The sequence below is a fragment of the Alteribacillus sp. HJP-4 genome (genome assembly GCF_042139015.1).
Taxonomy (GTDB): domain Bacteria; phylum Bacillota; class Bacilli; order Bacillales; family Marinococcaceae; genus JBHIKY01.
In genome coordinates this window covers 45149-71155 of the sequence record NZ_JBHIKY010000020.1, presented here as the reverse complement: position 1 = coordinate 71155, position 26007 = coordinate 45149, and the positions used below count along the sequence as shown (strand labels likewise).

Below are 26007 nucleotides of genomic sequence, written 5' to 3'. Positions count from 1 at the left end.
ACAAATCGAACCGTTTCTTTTTTGAATTTTTCACTATAACGTTGCCGTTGTTCACCCATGTGAACCCCTCCTTGGTATGATGATGCCATTCCGTTATAGAGGTGTCTACCAATCATACTAACAGCATCATGTCCGCTCCCAGCCCAGCCGAAGGGCGGACCGGCATTCTCCGGCTACCCTGACAGCTGAAACGCTGCCTTCTTCCAAGCCTGCACCTCTGCCTGCTGCTTAATCCGTTTCAAGAATACGTCTCGCTCCAGCGTAATTTTCTTCATAGCCCGATTCTTCTATTACTGCAATTTCTACAGTACTTGCAGTATTTGGGGAATGAATCATCTCCCCATTGCCAATGTACATACCGATATGATGAACTGCGCCGGTACCGCCGTCACGGGCAAAGTAGACTAAATCGCCGACTTGCAGGTCGTCCCGATCCACTGCTTCTCCTGCCTGGGCCTGAACGCCGGAATCTCGCGGAATCTCAATGCCGTGCGCCTTATAAATGGTGTGTGTGAAACCAGAACAGTCAAATCCGAATGCAGAGACGCCTGCCCACAAATAAGGAAGGTCCAAAAACATTTTTCCTGTTTCTACTAAATCTTCCTGTCCTGGTTCAGGAATATCCTCCACACTATTGTATATTTCTACGTCTTCTTTATCGAGCCATTTAACTCCGCCAGCCGGCACGGCCACAAGCACCTGCTTCTTCTGTTCTGAAAGGACAGGGAGCCTGGTGTTGAAGCTCAGCTCCATTACTTTATCTGTTAATTGGCGGTCCAGGTATAAATTTGTTTTCGCAGATGTGACTGTTGCGAATGGTTTATTTTCTGAAAGCTTTTCAAATTGCTTATTCTTTGTAAGCTGCTCTTTTGGAACCCAGCCAGGGTAACCGAGCTCTTCACGTGGAGTCTCCTGGCCATGGACGGCTACCTTGGCCCAATCGCCTTCCTCCTCAAGAATACTGACCTCCATCCCATATAATGCCTGGGTTTCTAAATTTCCTACAAGCCACAGCTTCTCTTCGTATGTCATAGATTCAGTCCATGCGTCATGGTCGACAGGATTTCCGAGGGCCGGTTCATCGATATCCCTGGCACTATCCGGCTCTACCCAGACCGTGGATACCGATACATCGACATAGGCCTTTTCCGGTGCAGCTTCCTGTAAGAAAGCGTGATCCGGAAAAAATACAGCAGCCAGAAGTGCAACTGTAAATGCCAGCCCCAGCCAATTTTTAATTGAAACGATCATACACATTTCCCCTCACATTATAAATTTTTCATAAAATTATGTAAAAGATGTTTGAAAATTATGATATTAGAAAAGATTGGAAATGGCAAGGTGATTTACAATAACGAGTAAGAATAGCCTATAATTCATTTAAGGTATGTACGACCAGCGGCAGGTATAGGCAAACGGGAGACAAATATCGATTTATACGGAGGTTCAATGCCTATTTATGATAAAGGCTGGACATTAAGCATACATTTATTGATTTACTATTCGGTATGAATTCTTCCATGTTTCTGAAGGGTTCTCGGACCATTTTTCCTTCAAAAAAAGGAATTAGGCTGGGAAGCGACGAAGAAACTTTTTATAGAACCGTGGCTGGACTGAAGTGAAGTCACTATAAAATGCGTCAACCGGCTACACAAATAACACCATACTTATAGCGATTAAACTGCAAATTAGAAGGAGATGAAGCGTATGAAGAAAGGCCTGTCACCAGCGGGGATCGGTGAAATAAAAGATGTAAAGGAATATATTACCCTAGCTTCCCGGCATGGATTTGCCTCAATTGATACAGATGGTAAGTCGCTTAGAAATTTAATAGAGAGTGAAAGGATAGACAATGCCCGCAGCTTATTGGAGAAACATCAGATAGACATTGGTGCGATCGGCCTGGATGTAGAGTGGCGCGGTTCGGAAGAACAGTTCCAGAGCGGGATTGCCGGCCTTGCAGCTGATTCTGAAGCAGCTTCAGCGCTTGGCTGCCAAACGTGCATGACGTATATCCTTCCGTCAACAGATTATCTTCCGGCTCAATTTATGGCCGCGGCTGTACGGAGACTGCGCGTGTGTGCCAGGATTCTTGGCAGCTACGGTATTCAGCTTGCGCTGGAATTTGTCGGGCCGCACCACCTGCGGAAAAACTGGGAGCATCCGTTTATTTGGAACCTTGAGCATACGTTAGATTTCATTGATGCCATTGATGAAAAAAACACAGGTCTGCTTATTGACGCCTATCATTGCTATACGAACAACATCAGTAATGAAACACTTGCTTCCCTGAACCCAGCGCAGATCGTCCACGTCCATATTAATGATGCAAAAGATCTTCCTGTCGAAGAGCTGCTCGATAATGACCGCCTTTATCCTGGGGAAGGTGTGATTGACCTGGAAGGTTTTTTGCAGGCATTAAAGCAGGCAGGTTACGAGGGGCCCGTGGCGCAGGAAATACTTACACAGCATCCGCCGAAGGAGGGGCCGGAGTATCTTATCCAAAAATCAGCTGCTGCGTTTGACAGATTGTTCACGTCGGCGGGTGTTTGAAGGTAGAATAAGGAAAACCTGCTGCGGTATTGTGATATCGCAGCAGGTTTTTTATTTAAAGTGATGGTCGCGGGGACAGGAGATCCGTTATTCTGGCAAAATTCCCTCTATTCGCAACAAAATCAGAGCTCACTCCTTCCGGTGTCTTTGCCATCGTATCGGCTTTTGTAATTTGTATTATAGGAAAGGCAAAATTTTAAAAAAAGAGATATTATATGAAGAATGTGGTATTTTTCCACCCCTGTCCCTGTGATATATTCTATGAAAGCGTTTTCTTATATTATCTTCTTTTCAGGTGCCGGGAAGCACATTGATTATTCAATTATCGTTTATTACACTAAAAGTACCTAGTGGAAAGAAATCCTTCCGCAAATTTAATGTATTTTGAAAAAAGGCGGCTCTGAACATGCAGATGTGTGGAGCCGCCTTTTTTTATCGGTATTCCTTTCCAAATCACATGAGGCTGTGGGTGTAATCTTATGAAAAAATTGCTTGATTTTCGGTATTGGAGCTTAAAATGGAAAGTTTTTTTCATTTTTGTTGTACTGCAATCGTTGATGATAGCGGCGATAGGTGCGATGTTTTTTTATCAATCGAATCAGATTTTGCAGCAGCAGGTTATTGATACAACGCAGCGTGATATTAATGTACTTAGAAATAATTTGGAAAATGTTTTTCAGGAGCTGGAAGAAGTATCAGAATATATTATTTTTAATGAAGATTTTAATCACTTTTTGACTCTTTCAGTGGAGGAAACGGAAAGATCAGAAATATATCGACTTACGAGAAATTTGCAGTCTTATGTTATTTTTCGGCTTCATAATAAAAGCTATTTTCATTCTATGATGCTTCGTGGAAGCAACGGTTTAACGATAGAGACAGGCGATCCATTAGAGGGGGATGAAAACAAATGGGTGGACCGGGCGAAAGATCTGGAAGGAGGAATTCTATGGACTGATCCTTATGATATGGAAATTGGCTGGCCCCCGGAAGATGTTAAGATATTGTCCTTGTTTCGAATCATCAATGATACGAATAACATTGGAACGCCGATCGGAGATGTTCGAATTCGACTGGATGAACGGAAGCTGTATGAATTTATTACCGGTGGTACCTCAGAGGATGAAAGGCCGACATTTTTACTTCGTAAAAATGGGATGGTGATGGCTCATGATGAAGAAGAGCGCTCAGGAGAGGTGTATCAGGATGAGAATTTGATAGAGCTGCTGGTAAATGCAACTCAAGATACCTTCCGCTATGAATATGAAGGGGAAGAGCATTATGTGACTTATGAAGAAATTGATAATTTCTATTTAGTATCCATGGTGAGCGAAGAATTTATTTTAGGAGAGCTTTCTGGAATTTTAAGAGCGATGCGGATGATAGCCGCAGGCGCTGTGCTGGCAGGTATTTTAGTGATGATAGGCTTTTACAAAGCAATATTATATCCGATTCTTGAACTTACGAGAGAAACAAAGCGGGTGGAGAAAGGAGATTTCCGGGCAGGTGTGAAAGTGCGTTCTCATGATGAATTAGGGGAGCTCAGCCGCCGCTTTAATAAAATGGTGTCACGGGTTAGTACGCTCATTGATACAAAGTACAAGCTTGAAATTCAGAAAAAAGAAGCGGAATTGAAAGCGCTGCAGAGTCAAATCAACCCTCATTTTCTTTACAATACACTGGATATGATACGCTGGTCTGCGCGGTTGGAGCAGGCTCCGCAGACCGGCAAAAGTATTGAAGACCTCTCAAGAATCTTCCGCACAAATCTAAGCAGCGGAAAGCTATGGATTCCTCTGGAAGAAGAGATTAAAAATGTTCACAGTTATTTGGAGCTTCAACAAAGAAGAATGGGCGACAGGCTCTCTTTTTATATTGTCAAGGAGCATGGCACAGCCCGGGCTCCTGTTATGAAACTGATTATTCAGCCGCTTGTAGAAAACTGTATACAACATGGTTTTAATACTCTTCACTCTCCAAATAAGATTTATATTCGCGCTTATCAAGCTGCGGATTTTCTGCATATAGATGTCATTGATAATGGAAAGGGCATCCATGTGAAAGAGATAAATACCATGCTCGAATCTGAAGATAGCCCTCCAAAAGGTTTTGCAATGAAAAATATTCATGACCGCCTCAGGAATGCTTATGGAAACGGCTATGGGTTGAAAGCTATTAAACACAGCAGACAGGGTGCTTTTATTCGTATCATTCTTCCGGCTGAGACAGGTACAGCGCTATTTAAAAACTAGGGAAAGGGTGTACTCGATGGCATTAAAGCTTTTAATTGTAGATGATGAGCCGATGATCTGCGAAGGACTCGCCTCCACCATACCGTGGGCTTCATACGGTGTTGAAATCGCAGGTACGGCGTTCAGCGGGAACATGGCATTGGAAGTTATCCAGAGCACTGAGGTAGACCTGGTACTTACAGATGTCTCAATGGATGAAATGGACGGGCTTGCACTTGCAGAATTTCTAAGTGCTGAATATCCCCGCATAACTACTATTATTATCAGTGGGTATGACGAATTTGAATATGCCCGTCAGGCGGTGCGTCTTGGAGTGAAAGACTATTTACTGAAGCCTGTAGACATCGATGAATTAATAGCGCTCGTATGTGATGTTCGTGACAGTTCTACATCATCTGCCTCTAAAGGTTCGATAGCTTCCTTGTCTAAGGAACAAAGCCAGGCTGAAAAATTGCAGGTCACCAGTGTTGATACAGCACATGACTGCAATTGGGTAATAGAACGGGCACTTCACTATATTAAAAAAAATTATAACCGTGATATTAAGGCCAAAACTGTAGCAGAAGAGCATTTCATTACTCCGAATTATTTCAGTCTGCTTATCAAGAAAGAAACCGGAATGAGCTTTTCTGATTATATTAATCTATTACGCATAGATAAAGCAGCAGAGCTTCTTCTTGAGACGTCAAATAAAGTTTTTGAAATAGCTGAGTATGTTGGATATAAAGAGTATAAATATTTTGTGAAGGTATTCAAAAAATACATGGGAGTCACACCAACCCACTATCGAAAAATAGACATTTCCAAACTGAATAAAAAAAGAGATAAAATATTAAAAATTTAGATTTTTTCATTTATTCATTTTCCTTATACTCAAATCAATGAAAGCGTTTACTTTTCCCAGGAGAAAAAATGAAGAAATGAAGGAGATGAAACATGGGTGTAAAAATCATTGCAAGGTATAAGGGGGATTCTGTATGAATGTATTGAAGCTTGTTGGTTTTGGAATGATAACCATTTTTATGCTCAGTGCCTGTACTGGAGGCGGACAGATTGAAACGGGCGGGGAAGAAGGAGAAGAAGGCTCAGATTCAGACGAGGGAGGAAGCTCCTCAGAGAGCAGCGGTGATAAAGAGGTTATAGAATTCTGGTATATTGATGCCGGAGCAAAAGAAGAGGTTTATTTAGAGGCAATAGAAAGATTCGAAGAAGAAAATCCGGATGTCGAAGTAGAAGCCCTGCGCATTGCAAACGATGATTATAAACAGCGGATGGTCGTTGCTATGTCAGGCGGGAACCCCCCAGATGTGTTTCATTCCTGGGGCGGCGGCTGGCTTGGCGAGTTTGTTGAAGGCGGCCAGGTGAAGGATCTTACAGATGAAGATATTGATTTTGACCGTTTTCAGGAGCTGGCGCTCGATAATTCCATTTATGATGGACAAAACCATGGGGTGCCGTTAGATCTCACCTTAACGTTAATGTTTTATAACAAGGAGATGTTTGAAGAGTACGATCTGGAAGAGCCTGAGACATACGATGAGCTGTTAACAATTATCGATGAACTGAATGAGAATGATATTGATCCGATTGCTTTGACAAACCAAACGTCATGGCCGGGAAGCTACTACTATATGTATTTTGCCGACCGACTTGCCGGGGAAGAGCTCTTTCAGGATGCGATGGAAGGAGAAGGAGACGGATTTGCTGATGAAGCTTACGTACAGGCTGGAGAACACATTCAGGAGCTGGTGGAGCGGGATGCCTTTAATAACGGTTTTAACGGTATTCCATATGATGCCGGGCAGGGCAGACAGCTGATGTATTCTGACCAGGCAGCAATGATGCTTATGACCACGAGCTTCCTTAATAATGTCAGAGATGAATATCCGGAGATGGAGGAGAAATTAGGAGTATTTCCATTCCCGGTATTGGAAGATGGCGAAGGGGACCCGAGCAACTTAAATGGGGCTGTTTCCCCAGTATGGTCAATCTATGAAGGAACTGAGCATTCAGATCATGCGGTCGAACTTATTAACCACTTGACGAGTGATGAAACAGTTCAGGAATTTATTGATAGAACGGGAGCTATGTCTGCACTGAAGGAAGTTGAAACAGACGATCCATTCATCCAGGAGTTTCTGGATTTAGTGGATGATGCTAATCATATTCAAATGCCTTATGATCAAACGCTTGATCCGGACCTTGCTCAACCTCATTTAGAAACGACCCAGGAGCTGTTTGGAGGAGATATTTCTCCTGAAGAAGCAGCCGAGGTAATGCAGCAGGCAGCGGAAGAAACAGAGGAATAATGGTTTAGAGAGGTGCCCTCTATAATAGGCACTTCTCTTCCTTCCAATAAAGGGAGTGGGGCGTTTTGGACGCAGAAGTGAAAGTAGAGAAATCAATCATTCCTAAACAGAGAACAGCTATGAAACGTATGAAAAACCGGACGATTCTGTTTTTTTTACTGCCGGCACTGCTGATTTACTTAGTGTATGTCTTCTATCCTATCGTGATGACATTCAATTATAGCTTTTCGAACTGGAGTGGTGTCAGTGGCGAGAGTGAATTTGTAGGACTGCAGAATTACCAGGTCCTGCTGAGTGATCCGAGCTTTTGGAAAGCGCTGCAGAATAACATGCTGCTGGTCGTGGTTTCTATGTTTGTGCAGATCCCACTCGGCCTGGGGATGGCATTGATATTATTCAGCCCTATTATGGGAAAAAGATTTTTAAATATTATTTTCTTTTTACCATACTTAATGTCTACGGTAGCGATTGGCTTGTTGTGGATATTTCTGTATGACCCAAGTAACGGACCGATAAATCAAACTGTAGAAGCGCTGGGCTTTAACGCTGTAAATTGGCTCGGCAGCCAGGACATGGCGATGGTCTCGGTGTTAATCGTTATTATCTGGCAGTTTTCTCCTTTTTATATGATTCTATTTAAAGCGGCAATGGTCGGTATTCCGGATGAACTCTATGAAGCAGCAGATATTGATGGTGCTAACAGTTCGAAGAAATTTCTTTATATTACGTTTCCTGCATTGCTGCCTACCATCGTCACATCCTCTGTGCTGGCGGTAGTAGGCTCTCTAAAAGCATTTGATATCTTCTATATCATGACAGGAGGGGGTCCGGGGGACGCTACAGAAATATTAGGAACTTATATGTACGAGCAGGCATTTATAAATTTTAACATGGGCTACGGCAGCACTATCGCAGCAGTTATGTTTATTATTGCCTTTATTTGTGTGCTGATCATTCAATTTATCGATTACAGGCGTAAGAAGAAAGGTGTTTTAATATGAATACCCTTGAGCTTTCCCGCAGATTTTTTTTATACGTTATAGCTGCAATTCTACTATTATTTACGGGGTATCCGTTTGTGTATATGATCAGCACCTCTTTAAAGAGCATGAGTGGATTTTTTTCAAATCCGTTTGGAATCGTGCCTGAAAGCTTTACACTTGAAAACTATTTTTCTGTGTTTGATATGGGATTAACGACCTATTTTTTAAACAGTATCATCATTACTTCCCTGGCTGTTACATTTGTAGTAATTATTGCCTCGCTGGCAAGCTATCCCTTAAGCCGAATTAAATTTAAGCTTAATCGGCCGCTGCTGTTATTGTTTGTAGCTGGAATGATGCTTCCCATTCACGCGACGTTGATTCCAATATTTGTGTTAACTCAGGAAATGGGAATTTATGATACACTGCTTGCTCTGTTGGGTCCATATATTGCTTTTAGTCTTCCGATCTCAATTTTTATACTCACTCAATTCATGCAGGAAATTCCGAAGGAGCTGGAAGAAGCAGCCCAGATCGATGGAGCCAATCATTGGAAATTGTTTACCAAAGTGATTTTTCCAAATTTAGTTCCGGCGCTCTCGACTATTGTTATTTATAACTTTGTGTATCTTTGGACAGAATTTATTTTTGCTTTGATATTAATTACAAGCCCTGGTAATATGACCCTTCCATTAGGGCTGCAGGACTTTTATGCAGAATTAACAGTGAATGTACCGGGATTGATGGCAGCACTCACGCTGGCTAGTATTCCTGTTATACTTCTCTTCCTTGTGGCACAGGAGAAGGTAGTGAAAGGCCTGACGGGCGGTGCCCTGAAGGGATAAAAGATAAACATATAAATGCACCTGGCCGAATGAATGGTCAGGTGCATTTATAGTTTTGCTAGAATATTATCCCCAGCAGGAACAGTACTCCTATAATAATTACAGCGATGGCTATAATTCGGAACACACATCCAACTCCGCGCATGATCAGCGGGAATAAAAAAATACCCATGATAATGAGGATAATGAGTGTGAGTGGATCCAATTCAAACCCCTCCTAAGAAAATAATGCACAGGCAAATTTGCTTCCTCTTAAGACTACCCTTTCCGTTCCTTTTATTAACCTGTGAAATATTGGAACGACACAAGAGAGGCTGGGTATTAAAGCGCAGACAGTTTTTGCTAATCTTAGCTGATTATTCGGCCAGTTCCCAGGCCGGGCCGGCTTTCATAACCATTCCATCAAGTGGTTTTTCCATCCACTGTTCCAGCTGCTGAGCCAGTGCTATCAATTTTGGTACATCAATACCTGTCTGGATACCCATCTCAGTAAACATATGAACCATATCCTCAGTACATACATTTCCCACCGCTTTCGGGGCAAATGGACAGCCGCCAAGGCCGCCGACTGAGGCATCAAATCTGGTGACTCCGGCGTCGTAGCCCGCCATCACATTTGCGAGCCCGAGTCCACGTGTATTATGAAAATGAAGTCCGAGTGGAACGTCCTTTCCGAGCTTATTCCGGAATTTAGCTGCCATCTCCTGCACTTGCAGAGGGTGGGCCATTCCGGTTGTATCGGCAAGTACAATTTCGGAGGCACCGGCAGAGAGAAAGGCTTCCGCCGTCCGAAACACTTCATCAGGCTCTACTTTTCCGGTAAACGGACAGCCGAAGGAAGTGCCGAGAATGCCTGCAATTGGTTTTCCGGCAGCGGAAGCATCGCGTATCACCCTTGTCAGCTCGCGGACTCCTTCATCACGGGATCGACGGGCATTTCTCCTATTAAACTCATCACTGACTGCGACCACCACATGGAGAACGTCAAGGTCCGTAGCAAGAGCTCGTTCCACCCCGGAACGACTTAGGACTAAGCCTGCAATTTCCGCATCCTGCGGGCCGAGCTGTTCGAGAACCTGTTCTGCATCTGCCATCTGCGGAACAACTTTCGGATTGACAAAAGAGACAGCTTCGATTTTACGAACACCGGCATCAATCAAACGTTCAATCAATTCTACCTTTTGGCCGGTTGTTACGAGTTTTTTTTCATTCTGCAGGCCGTCGCGCGGACCGACTTCACACACTTCAATCATGGGAGGTACCTCCTTCATAATGATCAAGCACATAATCTCTTCCCCGGTAAATATGTTCATACATAGCCGCTTTAGCCCGGTCCGTGTCCCGAGCTTTAATGGCATTCATAATTGTCACGTGACTTTGATAGGACTGAAGCTGGTCTACCTGGTTGAACCAATAAAATGATCGGTAAACAAGAGGCAGCACCACTACTTTGTCAATCAGATCCCGAACGTGTTCATTTTTACTGGCGTGAATCACCGTATCATGAAATATCCTGTTTACTTTGACAATTTTTTGGAGGGTCTGAACCTCTTCCTCTTGAGAATGAAGCGCTTTTTCATACTGGCAATTAGCTTCCGACATTTTGATGAGATTTTCCTCTGTTCTGTACGAGGCGGCCTGGCCTGCTGCGTAACTCTCCAGGAGTGCGCGAAGATCATATACCTGCCGCAGATCTTCTTTTGTAAAAGTTCTTACCATGTAACCTCGTTTTAAGGGGGTAACCAGCCCATCAAAAGCAAGCTGCTGCAAAGCCTCTCTAACCGGCGTACGACTAACCCCCCAATCTTTAGTCAAGGCTTCTTCAGTTAAGCGGTGACCGGAAGGGTAAACACCGGTGATAATTGCTTGTTTCATGTCTGCATAAACACTCACCTTGAACACCACCTATCTCTATTGTATACAAAGGGTAAATTTTGAACAATGAAAAAATATTATGAAAAACTAATAAAATGTATACATTCAAAAGTGAAACAATTATAACACTTTATTTAAAAGCAGCGAAAACCCTTTATTCGTCAAGGATAAAAGAACGATTTTACAATTTTCTAAAAATTAATATTGATTAATTGTATACATAGTGTTATTTTGAACTCGTAGAATACTTTGAAAGGGAGTGTGGCGCGGATGCCGATAATAGATGAACATACACAGCAAAAACCTCTAGAAGAGGCTGGAGAACACCTCCCGCTGGACGGGGTCAGGGTACTGGAGCTCGGTACGCTGCTCGCAGGGCCATTTGCAGGAAGGCTGCTTGCAGATTTTGGAGCTGAAGTAATTAAAATAGAACCGCCTGACAAAAGTGATCCAATGAGACATTGGGGGAAAAATCAAAAAGGCACCGGTCTGTGGTGGCCTATTCAATCCCGCAACAAAAAATCTGTTACATTAAACCTTCGAGAAAAAGCAGGCCAGGAGGTATTTAAAAACCTGGCTGCGGAATCAGATATTGTCGTAGAAAATTTCCGGCCTGGCACGATGGAAAAGTGGGGTCTGTCTTATGAAGAGCTTTCGAAGATTAATCCTCGTATTATTATGATGCGCACCTCTGGTTTCGGCCAGACTGGCCCTTATAAAGAGCGGGCAGGCTTTGGCAGTGTTGGAGAAGCAATGGGCGGTCTTAGAAATGTTACGGGCTTTACGGACCGTCCGCCATCACGTATAGGTATATCCATTGGAGATTCTCTGGCTGCATTGTTTGCTACGATCGGCTGCTTGACAGCTCTGCATGAGCGGGAGCGCTCTGGTAAAGGGCAGGTAGTTGACACGGCTATTTACGAATCGGTTTTCGCCGTGATGGAAAGTATCGTACCAGATTATCTGCTTGCCGGGTATGTAAGGGAACGAATGGGAAATATCCTCCCAGGGGTAGCACCTTCCAATATTTATTTTACAAAAGATGAAACTTACATTGTGATCGGCGCTAATTCAGATGGAGTATTTAGAAGATTGTGTGAAGCGATGGGAGATCCCGAGCTTGCGGAAGACCCGGAATTTAAAACACATGAAGCGAGAGGACGCAATCAGAAAGTGCTGGATGTTCGGATAGAAGAATGGACGAAGTCACTTCCCTCGCATGATGCCCTGGAAGCGCTCGAAAAAAAGGGAGTCCCATCCGGCCTTATTTATACGGCGAAGGATATTGTAGAGGATCCACATTATCAGGCTCGTGATATGATTGTGAATGTGGAACATCCTGATTTTGGAGAGTTTCCGATGCCGGGGGTTGTTCCAAAGCTGAGCAGAACTCCAGGACAAATCAAACAGCCGGGTGCCCTGGAAATGGGAGAGCATAATGAAGAGATTTATTGTAATCTTTTAGAAATTAGTCAGAATCGGTTGGAAGAATTGAAAAGGAATAACGTTATTTAATTGACATTAGAAAGGAGCAGCTGCTCCTTTTTCTGCAAAAATTTCTGAACATTAGCATTTTTGAAAGCGTTTACTTTGAGGGAGGTAAGTCTCATGACTAAGGGAATCAAAGAACCGATTAAAAAACCATGGATTTGGATTATTATGGGAGCGCTCATTTTGTTTAATGCCCCCTGGTACCTTCCAGTGGGGAGTACGGAGCCGTATATTTTTGGTCTTCCGTATTGGGCGTTAATCAGTATTCTGTTATCGCTTTTCTTGTGTGGTTTCTTGAGCTGGCTTTGTTTAAAAGAATGGCACATCGTTGAAGAGCTTGAAGAAGAGTCGAAGCAGTCAAAGGAGGAATAATACATGGATCTCACTTTCTCTGGTTCAGACGGAATGATCATTTTAAGTGTCTATGCCCTGATCATGCTTATCATTGGCTGGCTTGCCGGCCGTGGGAAAAAATTGAATAAAAGGCTTGGAGATTATTATCTTGCTGGTAAGAACCTTGGAATTATTGCGCTGTTTTTCACACTATATGCCACCCAGTACAGCGGAAACACGATTGTTGGGTATGCTCCGACTGCTTATCGGGATGGTTTTTCCTGGCTTCAGTCTATTCCTTTTATGACAATCATCGTCGGCATTTATTTAATGTTTGCCCCGAGACTGTATGCCATTTCCAAGCGTGAAAATTTTATTACGCCGACTGATTGGATCAACTATAGGTTCGGATCTAAAGGTGTCACGATTCTTGCGATTTTTCTTATGCTATGGGGTCTGGGAAACTATTTGCTCGAACAGCTTGTCGCTATCGGCCAGGCAGTCGCAGGCTTGACGGGCGGCACTATTCCGTATGAATGGGCAGTGATTGCCTTTGTCCTTGTTATGCTTACCTATGAGTGGCTCGGTGGCATGAAAGCCGTCGCATTTACTGATGTAATGCAGGGAGTCGTTCTCATGGCAGGAGTTATTGTACTTCTTATCGGAGCACTGTCTTTAACGGGAGCGGGCTTTACCGGATTGACAGCAGATATCGCGACTACGGCTCCGGAAAAAATCGGTGTGCCGGCGATGGAAACGTCGGTAAACTGGGTCAGTATGATTCTTCTCGTCGGATTCGGAGCGGCGATTTATCCTCATGCTGTACAGCGTATTTATTCTTCCGAAAGTGAAAAAACACTGAAACAGAGTCTTTCACGAATGGCCTGGATGCCTCCGATCACAACTGGCTTCGTATTTCTCGTGGGTATTATCGGTATTCAGCTGTTTCCAAACCTTGATACGGCTCAGTCTGAACAGCTCGTCGGAATGATTGCCAATGAAGTAGCGACGATTAACAGCTTCTATTATTGGGTAATGGTTCTTTTCTTCGGAGGTATTGTTGCAGCAATTGTGTCAACGGCGGACTCAGTTCTGCTCAGTTTTTCCTCCATGGTCTCAAAGGATATCTACGGCACTTTTATTAATAAGAGTGCTTCAGAAGAAAAGCAGGTAAAGGTAGGAAAAGTTACAGGAATTGCCGTAGTTTTTTTCCTCTTAATGATCGCATGGAATCCTCCTGGTACGCTTTATCAAATATTTGTTCTCAAATTTGAACTGCTAGTGCAGGTATTTCCTGCATTTGTTCTCGGGCTTTACTGGTCGAGGCTGACTGCACGTCCTGTATTCTGGGGAATGCTTGCGGGGGCAGTAATAGCAGGGGCAATGACACTTACAGGCAATAGTACCTTCCTTGGTATTCATGGCGGTGTACTCGGTCTAATTGTGAATTTTATCATTTGCGTTGGTGGTTCTATGCTGTCGACTGTAAGCGAAGAGGACAAAAAATCGATGAAAGAAAAAACGTCACTTCAGCTTGAAAGCTCTGAAAAATACCGTTCTATCAGTTGAAAGAAAAACTATAGTAAGCTGAAAAGTCTCCACTGCCCCAGCAGCAGGCGGGGACTTTCAGTGATGTAGAAGTCTTTTTTCCTGAAAAAATTGAAAAAATACTTTAAACTGGAGCAAGAAGAAATAAAACCAGCATCCAAAGAAGGTCTATATCATGTACCAAACTGAAGCTTCATTTCATCATACAAAGCCCTTGAACCCCTGGCACATGCTGTTTTGGCTCCTGTTTGCCCAGGTGCTGATCGCGTTTGTAGGCAGGAGCCTTGCGCCGCTCGGTGTTTTCATAGGCGAGGGCCTGTCTTTGACAAATGCCCAGATTGGCCTGCTTCCAGCAGCGTTGTTTCTAGGCCAATTTCTCATTGCGATTCCATCGGGAGTCATTGTAGATAGAACAGGTACAAGGCCTCTTTTATTGATTGTTTCGCTCTGTTTGGGACTTAGTTTTGCCCTTGCAGCGCTGGTTAACCAGTTCTGGCTGCTTTTGCTGCTTATTGCCATTGGAGGCTGTGGATATGGAGCGATGCATCCTACCTCGAACCGCGGCATTATATACTGGTTCTCCCACCGAAAAAGAGGGACAGCCATGGGCATTAAACAAATGGGGGTAACAGCGGGCTCTGCCTTTGCAGCTCTTCTGCTGGTACCGCTTGCAGATATCGTCGGCTGGCGCCCTGTATTTATCGGAATCGGGCTTCTGCTCAGCGCAGCCGGACTGCTCAGCTATATAAAATATCGTGATACAGCTGAAGCCCAGGAAAGCAGAACTCCAGAAACAAACAAGCGTCTAACTATCCAGCAGTTAAAAGAAATGGTAAAAAACCGCCCGCTGCTTATTACGAGCATAGGAGCCATGGGCTTGAATGGTTCACAGATGTGTTTAAATACGTACCTAATTATTTATTCCACACAATCCATAGGCCTGCCGGTGGCACTGGCTGCTGTACTGTTGGTTCTATCGGAAGCGAGCGGATCTGCAGGAAGAATAGCATGGGGGGTCATCAGCGACCGTTATTTTTACGGGAACCGGCTGATTATTATGACGATCATAGCTTTGATGTCAGCGGGATCAGCTGCCATACTCGCTCTATTTCCTGAGGGAACCTCTTTTCTTGCGGTTGCTGCTGTGGCGCTTGCCTTTGGGTTTAGTGTTTCCGGCTTTAATGGACTGTGGATGAACGCAGCGACAGAACTGGTTCCGCAGAAGCAGGCCGGACTTGCTACCGGCTTTAGCATTTCGCTGGGGTCATGGGGAGTCATAATCGGCCCGCCGCTGTTCGGCCTTATCACTGATATAACCGGAACATTTGCAGCTGCATGGTACAGCATGGCAGCGATGCTTGTCATTATCGGAATAATTTTTTATTCCCTGCACCGGGAACGATTGAGAGGAGATGCTGTAAATGCCTGAACAGCCTTTTAAAAACAAAACGATCAGCTTCTATCCGGAAGAGCTTGAAGCAAAGCAGATGTACAAGCTGCTTATCGGTTCCGTGGTCCCGAGACCAATAGCCTGGATTTCCACCATCAGTAAAGAAGGAATTAATAACCTGGCTCCATTCAGCTTTTTCACGGTTGCCTCCAGACAGCCGCCTACTCTTTTGGTTTCAATTGGCCCGGGCGTCCAGGAAAGAAGGGGAACGATTAAAGATACGCTTACGAATATCCGTGATACAGAAGAATATGTTATAAACATTGTACCGGAAGCTCTTGCTGATGCCATGCACGAGTCATCAATGCACGTGGAACCGGAAGTGGATGAATTCGTGCGAGCCGGTCTCACCCCTGAAGCTTCGGAAAAAATAGCCGCTCCTGCATTGAAAGAATCGCCAATAGCCTTTGAGTGCAAATTAGACCAGATCATTCCGGTTGGGAGCGATCACCTCGTGCTCGGCGAAATCGTAAAGGCGAGATTTAGTGATGATATTTATCTTGGAAACTACAAAACCGATATAGACAATTGGAAGCCATTAGCCAGATTGGCTGGAGATTATGCCAGTCTCAGTCCTTCCTTCCGCCTCCCCAAAAACAAATAATGTACAAATGAACCTCTTGATCTGTTTCACAGTAAATGGAACAAGGGGTTTTTGCGTTCGGTTGCTGTTTTAGCTGTTTACTAAAAACACATATTGTTAAATATAGTGAACGAGAGGATAGACCTACATAAAATTTCAGGTAATAAGATGGTTTATTTTGCAACAAACTTTACTATTCTCCATGATTCGCAAAAAAAGCTCGAATTTTGAAGATAAATAGGTGACTATATATAGTTTAGTTTTATAGTAAAACATGGTAATCTATCAATACTGTATTTAGGAGAATACTCACGAATCGTTGTTTAGTGACAGGGAGGTCAAAGAAAAACGATGATAGATATACATTCACATATATTGCCGGGACTGGATGATGGACCACAGACAATGGAAGAAACCATTAAGCTTATTAAAACAGCGGAACAAGAAGGAATTCATACTATTGTGGCGGCCGCGCATCACCATAACAGTGACTACGTTAATCCTGGCCCTTATATTATCAATTGTGTTCATGAACTGCATGAGATACTGCGTGATAAGGGGATTGGTGTCACGATTCTAGCGGGCCAGGAAAACCGCATGAACGGTGAATTAATAAATGAGCTTGAATCAGGGCAGGCCATTGCAATTAACGGTGGCCGCTATGTGCTTATTGAGTTCTCTCCTGAAGAGGTGCCAAATTACACGAAAAAACTTTTTTATGACATGCAGTTAAGAGGATATATTCCGGTTATCGTTCATCCAGAGCGAAATCAGTACTTCCAGGAGCACCCAATGGAGCTCTATCAGTTTGTGAAAAGCGGTGCGGTAACTCAAATAACAGCTCAGTCCTTAACAGGCAGAGCGGATAAAAAATCAAGCAGCTTTGCTGAACAGATGCTGAACCATAACCTCGTGCATGCAGTCGCTTCAGATGCGCACAGCGTAGATGCTCGTCCATTCGAATTAGGAGCAGCCTACGAAAAAGTTGAAGAGAAACTGGATCAATATCGAGTACAGACACTGAAATTAAATGCTGAACGAATCGCAGCCAATAAAAATATTATTATTGATCAGCCCTATCCGATCAAGAAGAGAAAGTTCTTAGGTATATTTTAATGTTAAAATGAAAAAATAATCCATTAATTGGGTACTTTACCCAAAATAATATCGAATTTAGTCCTATTTTTTATTAATATTTATAATGAAATAAGAGTGTTTATTGATAAATCGCTGCAAATATATTCTACAAAATATGACTGCGGATAGTGTAAGAGCCTCCGCATAGAAGGTGAAATTGTTGCTCCAACATCTAATTACATCTAAAACCAGGCTGCGCCTGCTTTTAAAATTTTTTCTTGATTCACGTTCAGAGGCCTACCTGCGTCAGCTTGCGAAGGAGTTTGGCGACTCCACGAATGCAGTTAGAGTTGAATTGAATAATTTAACAGAGGCGGGTCTGCTTCAAATGAAAGAAGTTGGGAATACAAAAGTGTATAAGGCGAATACCTCTCATGCTTCATTTCAGGACCTTCAGCATATGGTCCGTCGATTTGTACACTGGGATCGGATTTATCCAATGATTTCAGAAGGGCATATAGAAAGTGTTTATTTTAGTGAGTGTGGAAACACGAAGGAGTTTGAGTGCTTTTTTATTACACGCAGACCGGATAAGGTTACAATAAGCATAGATTTAGATACGATTGACTGTCGAATCATAAAACCGGAACGGTTGGAAGAAATTACAAAAAACTGCCGTTCTTGTTTTCTTGTATGGAGTAAATCGGACTGACTATTAAAATAGGTCTGCCGAGCAGCAGCAATCGGTTCTGCGGACACTGGTTCCGCTATTCGACGAAAAGAGCATATGCCCGTTTTTAAGTAAATTAGCGAACCTGATGTCCTCCTCCAGTCTACGGTTTAAATTATAGTATCAAAGAAACGCTTCCGACAATCAATTTTGATCATCGGAAGCGCTTTTTACTTTTCAGTGGATGTTATATCTGGCCTCCATTAATTTATCACTCAGGTAATGCTGCCCTTATCCTTAAATGATCTGGGTAAATTTCATGTGGTAGTTTCGTTATTAATAACTGTTAATATGGTTCCTTCCGCAGAAGCCTGGCCATTATGAAAATTCAACTGTACAGCTCCGTTTTTCCCATTGTGTGATGCAGCAGTTTTAAAAATTTCTATATAATCATCCCCGCCCTCTGCTTTCGGTCTTTTCAGCGAAGTATTCAAATCTTACTTCCAGCTCTCCTGGCATTTTTTAGCATACTTTAGAAAGTTTTTCGGGTGGACATTATAAAAGTCAATCACGTTTCTGTTTATAGCTGTCAGGCTGCTGTGAGCGGCTGTGATTTTAACTTCCGGGAAATTTTTCCTTATTGCCTCAGCCTTATCCGAAAAGTCGGCAAAACTTTCTTCCGTCGTAATGGAAAAGCCGACAATGTTGACTTTATTTTTCTCTATGCATTCCATCAGCGTTGACTTATGCAGGCGGGAGCTCTGGGTATCGACGGACCAATTGTGAATCTTTAATAAATTTTCCGTAATATACCATGTCAGAACCGGTTCTTTGTAAATACAGTCATCGGAATGCCCGGTAGTTAAAAGAACATTCCCCTCATTCATAGGCAGTTTCCTCGTGCGGTCGCGGGTCATGTAGTCAACCACGAGCTGAATGACGGCAGCTGCATCAATCGAGCTCTTTTTTGTAATATAATTATTTTTGTATTGATGATCTATTTCCTTGAGCGTGCGTGTGATTACATTTGTAAAAATGTTTTCAATAGACATTCCATCGCACATTTCAAAGAATAGTTCAAAAGCTGCGCGGCGGTCATCCTCTACCAGGGCATTCGTTAAGGTGGTAATGGATTCGGCCAATGTATTTCTTTTCCAATTGATGATAGCATCTACAGAAGCTGTGTATTTCTTAGGAGGATGAAGCTTAACAACCGTTTCGAATTTCTCGGCTGGTTCAGCTGAGCCGGTTTTTTCCTGAGGATTTAATCTGAGCGTACTCATTAAGGAAAAAATCATATTCATTTCAAATGTATTGTCTTCCTGCAATAAGATTTGAATCGCTTCTGTTACTGAAAATTTATTACGGTGCGGCCGGTCGAATGTAAGGGCTGAGAACACATCTACCACCATTAAACATTTTTCAGATATTGTGAAATCATCCTCGGTTTTTCCATAGGGATAACCCGAGCCGTCTAATCTCTCATGGTGGTTTAAGGCATACCTGGCGATGGTTTCACTAAAGCCGTTTTCTAACAGCCATTGATAGCCTTCTGTGGTATGAGTCTTTACCATCTCAAATTCTTCAACAGTTAATTTTCTTTTTAAATGAGCAAATTCCTGAGGCAGATTCATCTTGCCGATGTCATGAAGAAGAAAGCCGAGTGCAGCATCTTCTAGTTTCTCTGGTTCGTTGTACAAATTATTCATCAGTAGACAACCGATAATTAAAACATCAAGGGAATGATAAAAAGTATAATGATCTCGTTTTTTCATCGTCTTAAGCAGAGGGATTAAATCGTGTTCAGCTATCAGATGAATCATTATTTCTTTTGCATCATCAATATCTTCCGGATTATGAAACATTTCTTCGTATCGTAAAGGAGATCCAATATTCTCTAATTCTTCTAGCACAAATTTTCTGACAGGAGCTGCGGACATAAGCTTACCCCTTCCATCTATAGTCACACCGCTTAGCAAAATACTTTATCTATTATATTTGTTTTTGATTATACACACATTTCATAATTTGTACTATTAATTAAAGTAAATTATTAACAAAGGAATTTTTTAACAATTAAGAGCCTATTTCAAAAGTCCACTTTTTGTTTATGACCATAATTTTTTATATCAAATAGATTCATCATCGCGATTTGTGATAGACGAAAGAGTTCTCTTCAAGTTGTACAAAAAAAGAGTCAGGTTGTATGTAAACTTGACTCTTTTTTGATATCTAAAATGCTGGTAACACAGTTCGTATTAAAAACTGAATACTAAAGGCTGCAGGAAATATACAGCTAATACCACAACGATAATGCCTAATATATTAAGCCAAAATCCTGCTTTGATCATATCGTCTATTTCCAGATAATCAGCACTGAATACCGCTGCATTCGGCGGCGTGGAAATAGGAAGCATAAATGCCAGAGAGGAAGTCAAGGCCACCGCTGCCATTATTCCATAAGGCTCCACACCAATGCCGCTTGCAAGACCGATGCTGATTGGCATAAGCATATTAGAAACTGCCGTGTTAGACATAATTTCCGTCATAAATAAAACCATGGCTGAAAGTAGAATGATAATTATTAAGTAAGGAAATGCTTGTAAATTGGTTAATATCTCACCAAACCAGCTTGTAAGATCTGAATCCTCAAAAGCTGCAGCAAGCGATAAACCTCCTCCAAAGAGAAGCAGGAGGCCCCACGGTAGATTTTTCATATCCTCCCATCGCATTAGTCCTCCTTTTTCTGAGAAGCTTGGAATTAAAAATAAGGAGGTAGCACCTATCATAGAAATTGTAGTATCGGTTAATTCGAATGGGAGAAAACCGCCGAAAATCCAAAGTCCAGCCGTACAGCTGAACACTGCTAAAATTAATTTCTCTTCTTTGCTCATTTTTCCAAGTCCCCGCAGCTGGGAGTGAGCAAAATCAGAGGATATATTCTTAGTATCCGCAACAGGAAACTGAATTTTTGTAATATAAAAGTAGAGAGCAATCAACATTACAATGGACACTGGAAATCCAAACATAAACCAATTGGCGAACGTAATATTTACATCAAGCATACGATTAGCTACCCCGGCCAGTGCAGCATTAGGAACCGATCCTATCAGCGTTGCCAGGCCGCCGATAGACGCTGAATAGGCAACGGTTAATAGAAGGCCTTTCGAAAAAGAATGAAATGATTTATCATCAAAAAAGTTCTTCTCTTTCACTTCCTTGATCAATGCAAGCGCAATTGGAAGCATCATTAAAGCTGTGGCGGCGTTGGAAATCCACATGGACAGGCCGGCAGTTGCTATGCCGACACCTAAAATAATCCGGTTGCTGCTTGTGCCGATGATAGAGATAATATGCATGGCAATTCGTTTATGTAAATTCCATTTTTCAATCGCAAGCGCAATCGTGAATCCGCCCATGTACATAAAGACTATCGGGTCAGCGTAAGCCATAGTGGCTGTGCTTTCTTCTGTGCCTCCACTTAATGGCAGCAGGAATAATGGAAGAAGAGAGGTTGCAGCAATCGGAATAGGTTCTGTAATCCACCAGACTGCTACCCAGGCTGTTACAGCAAGAACTGCTCTTGGAGCATCTCCCAAGTCTGTAATAGAAGGGAAGAAATAGAGCAGACAAAATAAAACAGGCCCTAATATCAAACCGATTCGATGACGGTTCATGGTAGTCACATCCTTTATAAAAAAGTCTTTTCTCCCCACTTTACGGGTAATTTTTGCGTTTGTCAGGACCCATGATAAATATAGGAAAAAAGACTTTCCACGCAGAATAAAAGGGCAATACGATAAAATGAGGCTGGAACAAATGAAAAAATAGCCTCATGAAAGACGAATATTAATTTCTTTTGATGAGAAATCAGGTCATTTGCGTAGTCAAAATGCGTAGACTCCTGGTCGATTAAATACGGCCACGTCCTGTGGCCAATATCGACACTAGCACGTCCTGTGCGTCGAGGAACAGCACGAGTCTCAAGACTCTTCAGGCAGTGTTCTTTCTGCCGGGGAGGCTTGAGCCGTGCCCTGGGAAAGCGAAGCGTTTTGACGGAGTATATTATGGCAACTCATAGATAACAAACAATCCAGACAGATTCAGTAGAATCGTCTGGATCTAGCAATAAATAATTTACTTTTGTCCCAGCCACAATTCAGTACATATGCTTATTAGTTTGTCCGGGGATTATTGAAAGAGTACAACATATGTCAGCTTCATCATTGACAGTACACCTGGATTTTTGAATTTGCCCACGTTGTTCCCTCCCGTTTCTTTGATTGATTTTATTTTCTCAGTAAATATGCATTTTATCTACATGTTTGTCAGGTTAGTTGACAGACTATTTTACTTCCCCGTCCTATGTCAGGTACAATCGTTAAGGAAGTATTTATATATAGAGGAGACGAAGTGCATGCTATCAGTAATTCAAGCCGCTATTGATGCGGGAAAAATGATTATGGATGTATACGAAACAGATTTCCAAGTAGAGTATAAGGAAGATGAATCACCGCTTACTATAGCTGATAAACGAGCTCATCTCGTAATTAAAGAAGTGTTGGAAGCAGAATATTCAGAGATTCCGATATTAAGTGAAGAAGGCGAACATCTGCCATATTCTGAAAGAGCCTCCTGGAAGGAATTCTGGCTGGTCGATCCATTGGATGGAACGAAAGAATTTATAAAAAAGAACGATGAGTTTACTGTAAATATCGCGCTTATCCGGGATGGCAAGCCGGTATTCGGAGTAATTTATGCTCCTGCTCTTGATATGTTGTATGTTGGGGACGAAAGCAGAGGAGCCATTAAGATTGAGGAGGCGGATGGAAAATATTTCACTTCTCTTGCGGAGATTTTTAACACTGGGGTAAAGCTTCCTGAAGCTGGAGCGCTCATAAATAAAGTACGGGTCGTCGCAAGCCGCTCTCATATGTCAGAAGAGACGAGCCATTTTATTAAAGAACTTGAAAATTCTGCTGAAGTAGAAACTGTCTCAGCGGGTTCTTCCTTAAAATTATGTTTAGTAGCTGAAGGTTCTGCCGACTACTACCCGCGTTTTGCTCCAACAATGGAATGGGACACCGGGGCTGGTCAGGCGATTGTGGAAGCTGCAGGAGGTAAAGTTACTGTGGCAGGGGAAGAAAAAACCCTCATTTATAACAAAGAAAATTTAAAAAATCCATGGTTTCTTGCTGTTCGCGAACCTTGAAAAGTATCCACTTTTCAAGGTTTTTTCAGTGGTTCACCCTCCCCCTGGTCATGTACAGATTGAAATGATATTTGCGGTGGTAAATAATAAAAGATGAATTTTTAGAGGAGAGGGTAAAATGAAGCTTTCCGTCATTCAGCTGGAAATTAAAAATGAAGAGTCAAGGGCTGAAAGAATAAGCAGAGTCGATAACTTATTAAGCGGCTTAAAAGATAGGGATATGATCATTCTTCCAGAGGTATGGGCGACCGGATATTTTTCCTTTGACCGGTATATCGAAGAGGCCGAAGCAATAGATGGAGAATTTGTAAACCATTATTCGGGTAAGGCAAGAGAGCTTTCCTGCTATTTATTCGCCGGAAGCTTTATCGAACAGGATGGTGGTAATTACTATAATACCAGCATTATGTTCAGCCCGAACGGTGAATTGATTGGTACGTATCGTAAAATCCATTTGTTTCGATACGGGTCAAGAGAAGGAGAAATTTTAACAAGAGGATATGAACCAACTGTCGTTACTACTCCATTTGGAAGGATTGGAATGTCAACCTGCTACGACCTCCGTTTTCCGGAGCTGTACAGAGCGCAGGTAGATGCCGGAGCGGAACTGTTCTTAGTGACCTCGGCCTGGCCCCATCAGAGACTTGACCATTGGAATACATTCAACGTGGCGCGGGCGCTGGAGAATCAGGGTTACCTGATTTCCTGCAACTGCACCGGAACGACGAACCGGGTTAAGCTGGGCGGTCACAGCCAGGTAGTTGACCCGTGGGGGAGAATTCTTGAAGCCGTCGAAGAGGAAGAAACTATTTTGACCACAGCCATTGATACCTCAGAAATTGGAAGAGTGAGAGAAACGTTTCCACAGTTGAAGCATCGCGTGATTGGTATGGATAACTAAACATAATGGAGGCCGGCAAAACTTTGGCCGGTCTTTTCATTTCACCTTGACACTAATTATGAAAGTGTTTACAATTGACTCGCGTACATGTACGTATAAGTATTGATTAATAATTATTTTATGAGTAAGTAGTACGCACTTTTGCATAGTAAAAAGTCTAAATTTTCACACAAAAAAACGGGAGGGATGAGAATGGCACAAAAAGTGATAATCAACACGGACGTTGAACAAGCATTGATCAGCAGGCATATTTACGGACACTTTGCTGAACATCTTGGCCGCTGTATATATGAAGGGTTCTGGGTAGGAGAAGATTCGTCCATACCGAACACAAACGGGATTCGAAATGATGTGGTCCATGCGCTGAAAAAACTGAACATTCCTGTTCTCCGCTGGCCGGGAGGCTGTTTTGCGGACGAGTATCATTGGAAGGATGGCGTTGGGCCTAAGGAAGAGCGTAAGCGGATGGTGAATACGCATTGGGGAGGAGTTGTAGAGAATAACCATTTTGGAACCCATGAATTTATGATGCTGTGCGAGATGCTTGAAACGGAGCCGTACATTTGCGGTAATGTCGGCAGCGGTGCTGTCCAGGAAATGGCGGAATGGGTGGAGTATTTGACATTCAATGGGGAATCTCCCATGGCTGAATGGCGGAGGAGAAATGGGAGAGACGAAGCCTGGAAATTAACGTATTTTGGTGTAGGTAATGAAAACTGGGGCTGCGGAGGAAATATGAGGCCGGAATTTTATGCAGATCTTTACCGGCGCTACCAGACATACGTTAAAAAATACGGGGATAATAATTTGTACAAGATTGCCGGAGGTGCCAGCGTAGATGATTACAAATGGACCGAAGTATTAATGAGGGAAGCTGCACCACTGATGGATGGATTGAGTCTGCATCATTACACGATCCCAGGAGATATCTGGGAAGAAAAAGGATCCGCCACCGATTTCACAGAGGATGAATGGGCAGTCACTATGAAAAAAGCACTTTACATGGATACACTCATTACAAAACATCGCTCCATCATGGATAAGTACGATCCTGAGGAGAGGGTCGGCTTAATTGTAGACGAATGGGGTACGTGGTTCGACGTGGAGCCGGGTACGAATCCAGGGTTTCTATACCAGCAGAATACGATCAGGGACGCGCTGGTCGCAGGAGTGACGCTGAATATTTTTAATAATCATGCTAAACGAGTGCATATGGCTAACATAGCCCAAACTATTAACGTTTTGCAATCGATGATATTAACAGATAAGGAAAGAATGATTCTGACCCCGACTTACCATGTGTTTGATATGTATCAGGTCCATCAGGAGGCCCAAAAACTTCCGCTGGATATACAGAAGCTGAACATGCTTAATGCAAATGGAGATGAGTATCCGCAGATTAATGCTTCCGCCTCTAAAAATAATAATGGAACTGTTCATATCAGTCTCTGTAATATGGATGCCGGAAACGGAGCTGATATTGAGGTGGATTTGCGGGGGATTACTGAAAATTTAAACGTTACCGGAAAAATACTAACGGCTTCCACTCGTAACGAACGGAACACGTTTGAAGACCCGGAAAATGTAAAACCACAGGAGTTTACCAGCTTTTCTACACATGGAACTATCGTAAAGCTGCAGCTTCCTCCTATGGCTGTTGTTGTACTTAAAATTAATGAAAATCATTCGTTTTGAGTGAAACACATAATTCAAATGACGTCCGCGGAAATTTCCATTTGAGGATGTCATCTGGGGTTACTTCAAAAACCTAAAAGTACATCTCAAATAACGCTTCCGATGATCAAAAATGATTGTCGGAAGCTTTCATTTTTCGCTTCAGACAATCGCCTCCCCCTACAGAACTTCTCCTGCACTGGATGCGGACATGAGATCCGTTATTCGGTTTGGCGGACATCAGTGCAAGC

At 42.8% G+C, this 26007-nt stretch carries 23 protein-coding genes; 16 read left to right on the top strand and 7 right to left on the bottom strand.

Annotated elements, in window-relative coordinates; all coding sequences use genetic code 11:
* Nucleotides 1-228 precede the first annotated feature (228 nt).
* The gene (locus ACE4RR_RS16320; protein WP_375536500.1) at nucleotides 229-1251 is read right to left on the bottom strand and encodes a C40 family peptidase; all 1023 of its coding nucleotides are present in this window, start codon (nucleotides 1249-1251) and stop codon (nucleotides 229-231) included.
* A 456-nt stretch (nucleotides 1252-1707) separates the two neighbouring features.
* Between ACE4RR_RS16320 and ACE4RR_RS16315 the strand changes: the two genes are divergently transcribed.
* The 6 genes from ACE4RR_RS16315 (at nucleotide 1708) to ACE4RR_RS16290 (ending at nucleotide 8942) form a co-directional block, all read left to right on the top strand.
* On the top strand, nucleotides 1708-2553 hold the full coding sequence (locus tag ACE4RR_RS16315) for a sugar phosphate isomerase/epimerase family protein (protein ID WP_375536499.1): 846 nt from the start codon (nucleotides 1708-1710) through the stop codon (nucleotides 2551-2553).
* Nucleotides 2554-3032: 479 nt separating this feature from the next.
* Nucleotides 3033-4805: a cache domain-containing sensor histidine kinase gene (locus ACE4RR_RS16310; RefSeq protein ID WP_375536498.1), complete on the top strand. Its 1773-nt coding sequence runs from the start codon at nucleotides 3033-3035 to the stop codon at nucleotides 4803-4805.
* A 16-nt stretch (nucleotides 4806-4821) separates the two neighbouring features.
* Complete coding sequence (locus ACE4RR_RS16305; protein ID WP_375536497.1) at nucleotides 4822-5649, top strand: response regulator transcription factor; 828 nt, start codon at nucleotides 4822-4824, stop codon at nucleotides 5647-5649.
* A gap of 133 nt (nucleotides 5650-5782) precedes the next feature.
* Nucleotides 5783-7114 carry an extracellular solute-binding protein gene (locus ACE4RR_RS16300; RefSeq protein WP_375536496.1) on the top strand — a complete coding sequence of 444 codons (1332 nt, stop codon included), beginning with the start codon at nucleotides 5783-5785 and terminating at the stop codon, nucleotides 7112-7114.
* Nucleotides 7115-7179: 65 nt separating this feature from the next.
* Nucleotides 7180-8115, top strand: a complete 936-nt coding sequence (locus ACE4RR_RS16295; RefSeq protein ID WP_375536495.1) for a carbohydrate ABC transporter permease — start codon at nucleotides 7180-7182, stop codon at nucleotides 8113-8115.
* Complete coding sequence (locus ACE4RR_RS16290; protein ID WP_375536494.1) at nucleotides 8112-8942, top strand: carbohydrate ABC transporter permease; 831 nt, start codon at nucleotides 8112-8114, stop codon at nucleotides 8940-8942. Before ACE4RR_RS16295 ends, ACE4RR_RS16290 begins: the two co-directional genes overlap by 4 nt.
* Before the next feature lie 58 nt (nucleotides 8943-9000).
* Here the strand turns inward: ACE4RR_RS16290 and ACE4RR_RS16285 are convergent, their stop codons facing one another.
* The 3 genes from ACE4RR_RS16285 to ACE4RR_RS16275 form a co-directional block, all read right to left on the bottom strand.
* Entirely contained in the window at nucleotides 9001-9147 is a 147-nt protein-coding gene (locus tag ACE4RR_RS16285; RefSeq protein WP_375536493.1) for a hypothetical protein, read from the bottom strand.
* 151 nt (nucleotides 9148-9298) lie between these two features.
* Nucleotides 9299-10195 carry a hydroxymethylglutaryl-CoA lyase gene (locus ACE4RR_RS16280; protein WP_375536492.1) on the bottom strand — a complete coding sequence of 299 codons (897 nt, stop codon included), beginning with the start codon at nucleotides 10193-10195 and terminating at the stop codon, nucleotides 9299-9301.
* A complete protein-coding gene (locus ACE4RR_RS16275; protein WP_375536491.1) occupies nucleotides 10188-10835 on the bottom strand; it encodes a GntR family transcriptional regulator in 648 nt (215 codons plus the stop codon). Before ACE4RR_RS16275 ends, ACE4RR_RS16280 begins: the two co-directional genes overlap by 8 nt.
* 252 nt (nucleotides 10836-11087) lie before the next feature.
* Between ACE4RR_RS16275 and ACE4RR_RS16270 the strand changes: the two genes are divergently transcribed.
* From ACE4RR_RS16270 to ACE4RR_RS16240, 7 genes are all read left to right on the top strand, one after another.
* The gene (locus ACE4RR_RS16270; protein WP_375536490.1) at nucleotides 11088-12332 is read left to right on the top strand and encodes a CaiB/BaiF CoA transferase family protein; all 1245 of its coding nucleotides are present in this window, start codon (nucleotides 11088-11090) and stop codon (nucleotides 12330-12332) included.
* 93 nt (nucleotides 12333-12425) lie between these two features.
* Entirely contained in the window at nucleotides 12426-12680 is a 255-nt protein-coding gene (locus ACE4RR_RS16265) for a hypothetical protein (protein WP_375536489.1), read from the top strand.
* A 3-nt stretch (nucleotides 12681-12683) separates the two neighbouring features.
* Nucleotides 12684-14210, top strand: a complete 1527-nt coding sequence (locus tag ACE4RR_RS16260) for a sodium:solute symporter family protein (RefSeq protein ID WP_375536488.1) — start codon at nucleotides 12684-12686, stop codon at nucleotides 14208-14210.
* Between the two features lie 154 nt (nucleotides 14211-14364).
* On the top strand, nucleotides 14365-15618 hold the full coding sequence (locus tag ACE4RR_RS16255; protein ID WP_375536487.1) for an MFS transporter: 1254 nt from the start codon (nucleotides 14365-14367) through the stop codon (nucleotides 15616-15618).
* On the top strand, nucleotides 15611-16243 hold the full coding sequence (locus ACE4RR_RS16250; RefSeq protein ID WP_375536486.1) for a flavin reductase family protein: 633 nt from the start codon (nucleotides 15611-15613) through the stop codon (nucleotides 16241-16243). Before ACE4RR_RS16255 ends, ACE4RR_RS16250 begins: the two co-directional genes overlap by 8 nt.
* 330 nt (nucleotides 16244-16573) lie before the next feature.
* The gene (locus ACE4RR_RS16245) at nucleotides 16574-17338 is read left to right on the top strand and encodes a tyrosine-protein phosphatase (RefSeq protein WP_375536485.1); all 765 of its coding nucleotides are present in this window, start codon (nucleotides 16574-16576) and stop codon (nucleotides 17336-17338) included.
* Nucleotides 17339-17519: 181 nt separating this feature from the next.
* A complete protein-coding gene (locus ACE4RR_RS16240) occupies nucleotides 17520-18011 on the top strand; it encodes a hypothetical protein (RefSeq protein WP_375536484.1) in 492 nt (163 codons plus the stop codon).
* A gap of 275 nt (nucleotides 18012-18286) precedes the next feature.
* On the opposite strand, the gene ACE4RR_RS16235 is transcribed toward ACE4RR_RS16240, so the two are convergent.
* From ACE4RR_RS16235 to ACE4RR_RS16225, 3 genes are all read right to left on the bottom strand, one after another.
* Nucleotides 18287-18463 (bottom strand): hypothetical protein, encoded by a 177-nt coding sequence (locus ACE4RR_RS16235; protein ID WP_375536483.1) that lies wholly within the window; start codon nucleotides 18461-18463, stop codon nucleotides 18287-18289.
* A gap of 3 nt (nucleotides 18464-18466) precedes the next feature.
* The gene (locus ACE4RR_RS16230) at nucleotides 18467-19909 is read right to left on the bottom strand and encodes an HD-GYP domain-containing protein (RefSeq protein WP_375536482.1); all 1443 of its coding nucleotides are present in this window, start codon (nucleotides 19907-19909) and stop codon (nucleotides 18467-18469) included.
* A gap of 318 nt (nucleotides 19910-20227) precedes the next feature.
* Nucleotides 20228-21646, bottom strand: a complete 1419-nt coding sequence (locus ACE4RR_RS16225; RefSeq protein WP_375536481.1) for an SLC13 family permease — start codon at nucleotides 21644-21646, stop codon at nucleotides 20228-20230.
* A 740-nt stretch (nucleotides 21647-22386) separates the two neighbouring features.
* Here ACE4RR_RS16225 and cysQ point away from each other — a divergent pair.
* The 3 genes from cysQ to ACE4RR_RS16210 all read left to right on the top strand — a co-directional run bounded on the left by cysQ (nucleotide 22387) and on the right by ACE4RR_RS16210 (nucleotide 25777).
* The gene (cysQ, locus tag ACE4RR_RS16220; protein WP_375536480.1) at nucleotides 22387-23181 is read left to right on the top strand and encodes a 3'(2'),5'-bisphosphate nucleotidase CysQ; all 795 of its coding nucleotides are present in this window, start codon (nucleotides 22387-22389) and stop codon (nucleotides 23179-23181) included.
* Nucleotides 23182-23299: 118 nt separating this feature from the next.
* Nucleotides 23300-24082 carry a carbon-nitrogen family hydrolase gene (locus tag ACE4RR_RS16215; RefSeq protein ID WP_375536479.1) on the top strand — a complete coding sequence of 261 codons (783 nt, stop codon included), beginning with the start codon at nucleotides 23300-23302 and terminating at the stop codon, nucleotides 24080-24082.
* 192 nt (nucleotides 24083-24274) lie between these two features.
* Nucleotides 24275-25777, top strand: a complete 1503-nt coding sequence (locus tag ACE4RR_RS16210; RefSeq protein WP_375536478.1) for an alpha-N-arabinofuranosidase — start codon at nucleotides 24275-24277, stop codon at nucleotides 25775-25777.
* The last annotated feature ends 230 nt before the right edge of the window (nucleotides 25778-26007 follow it).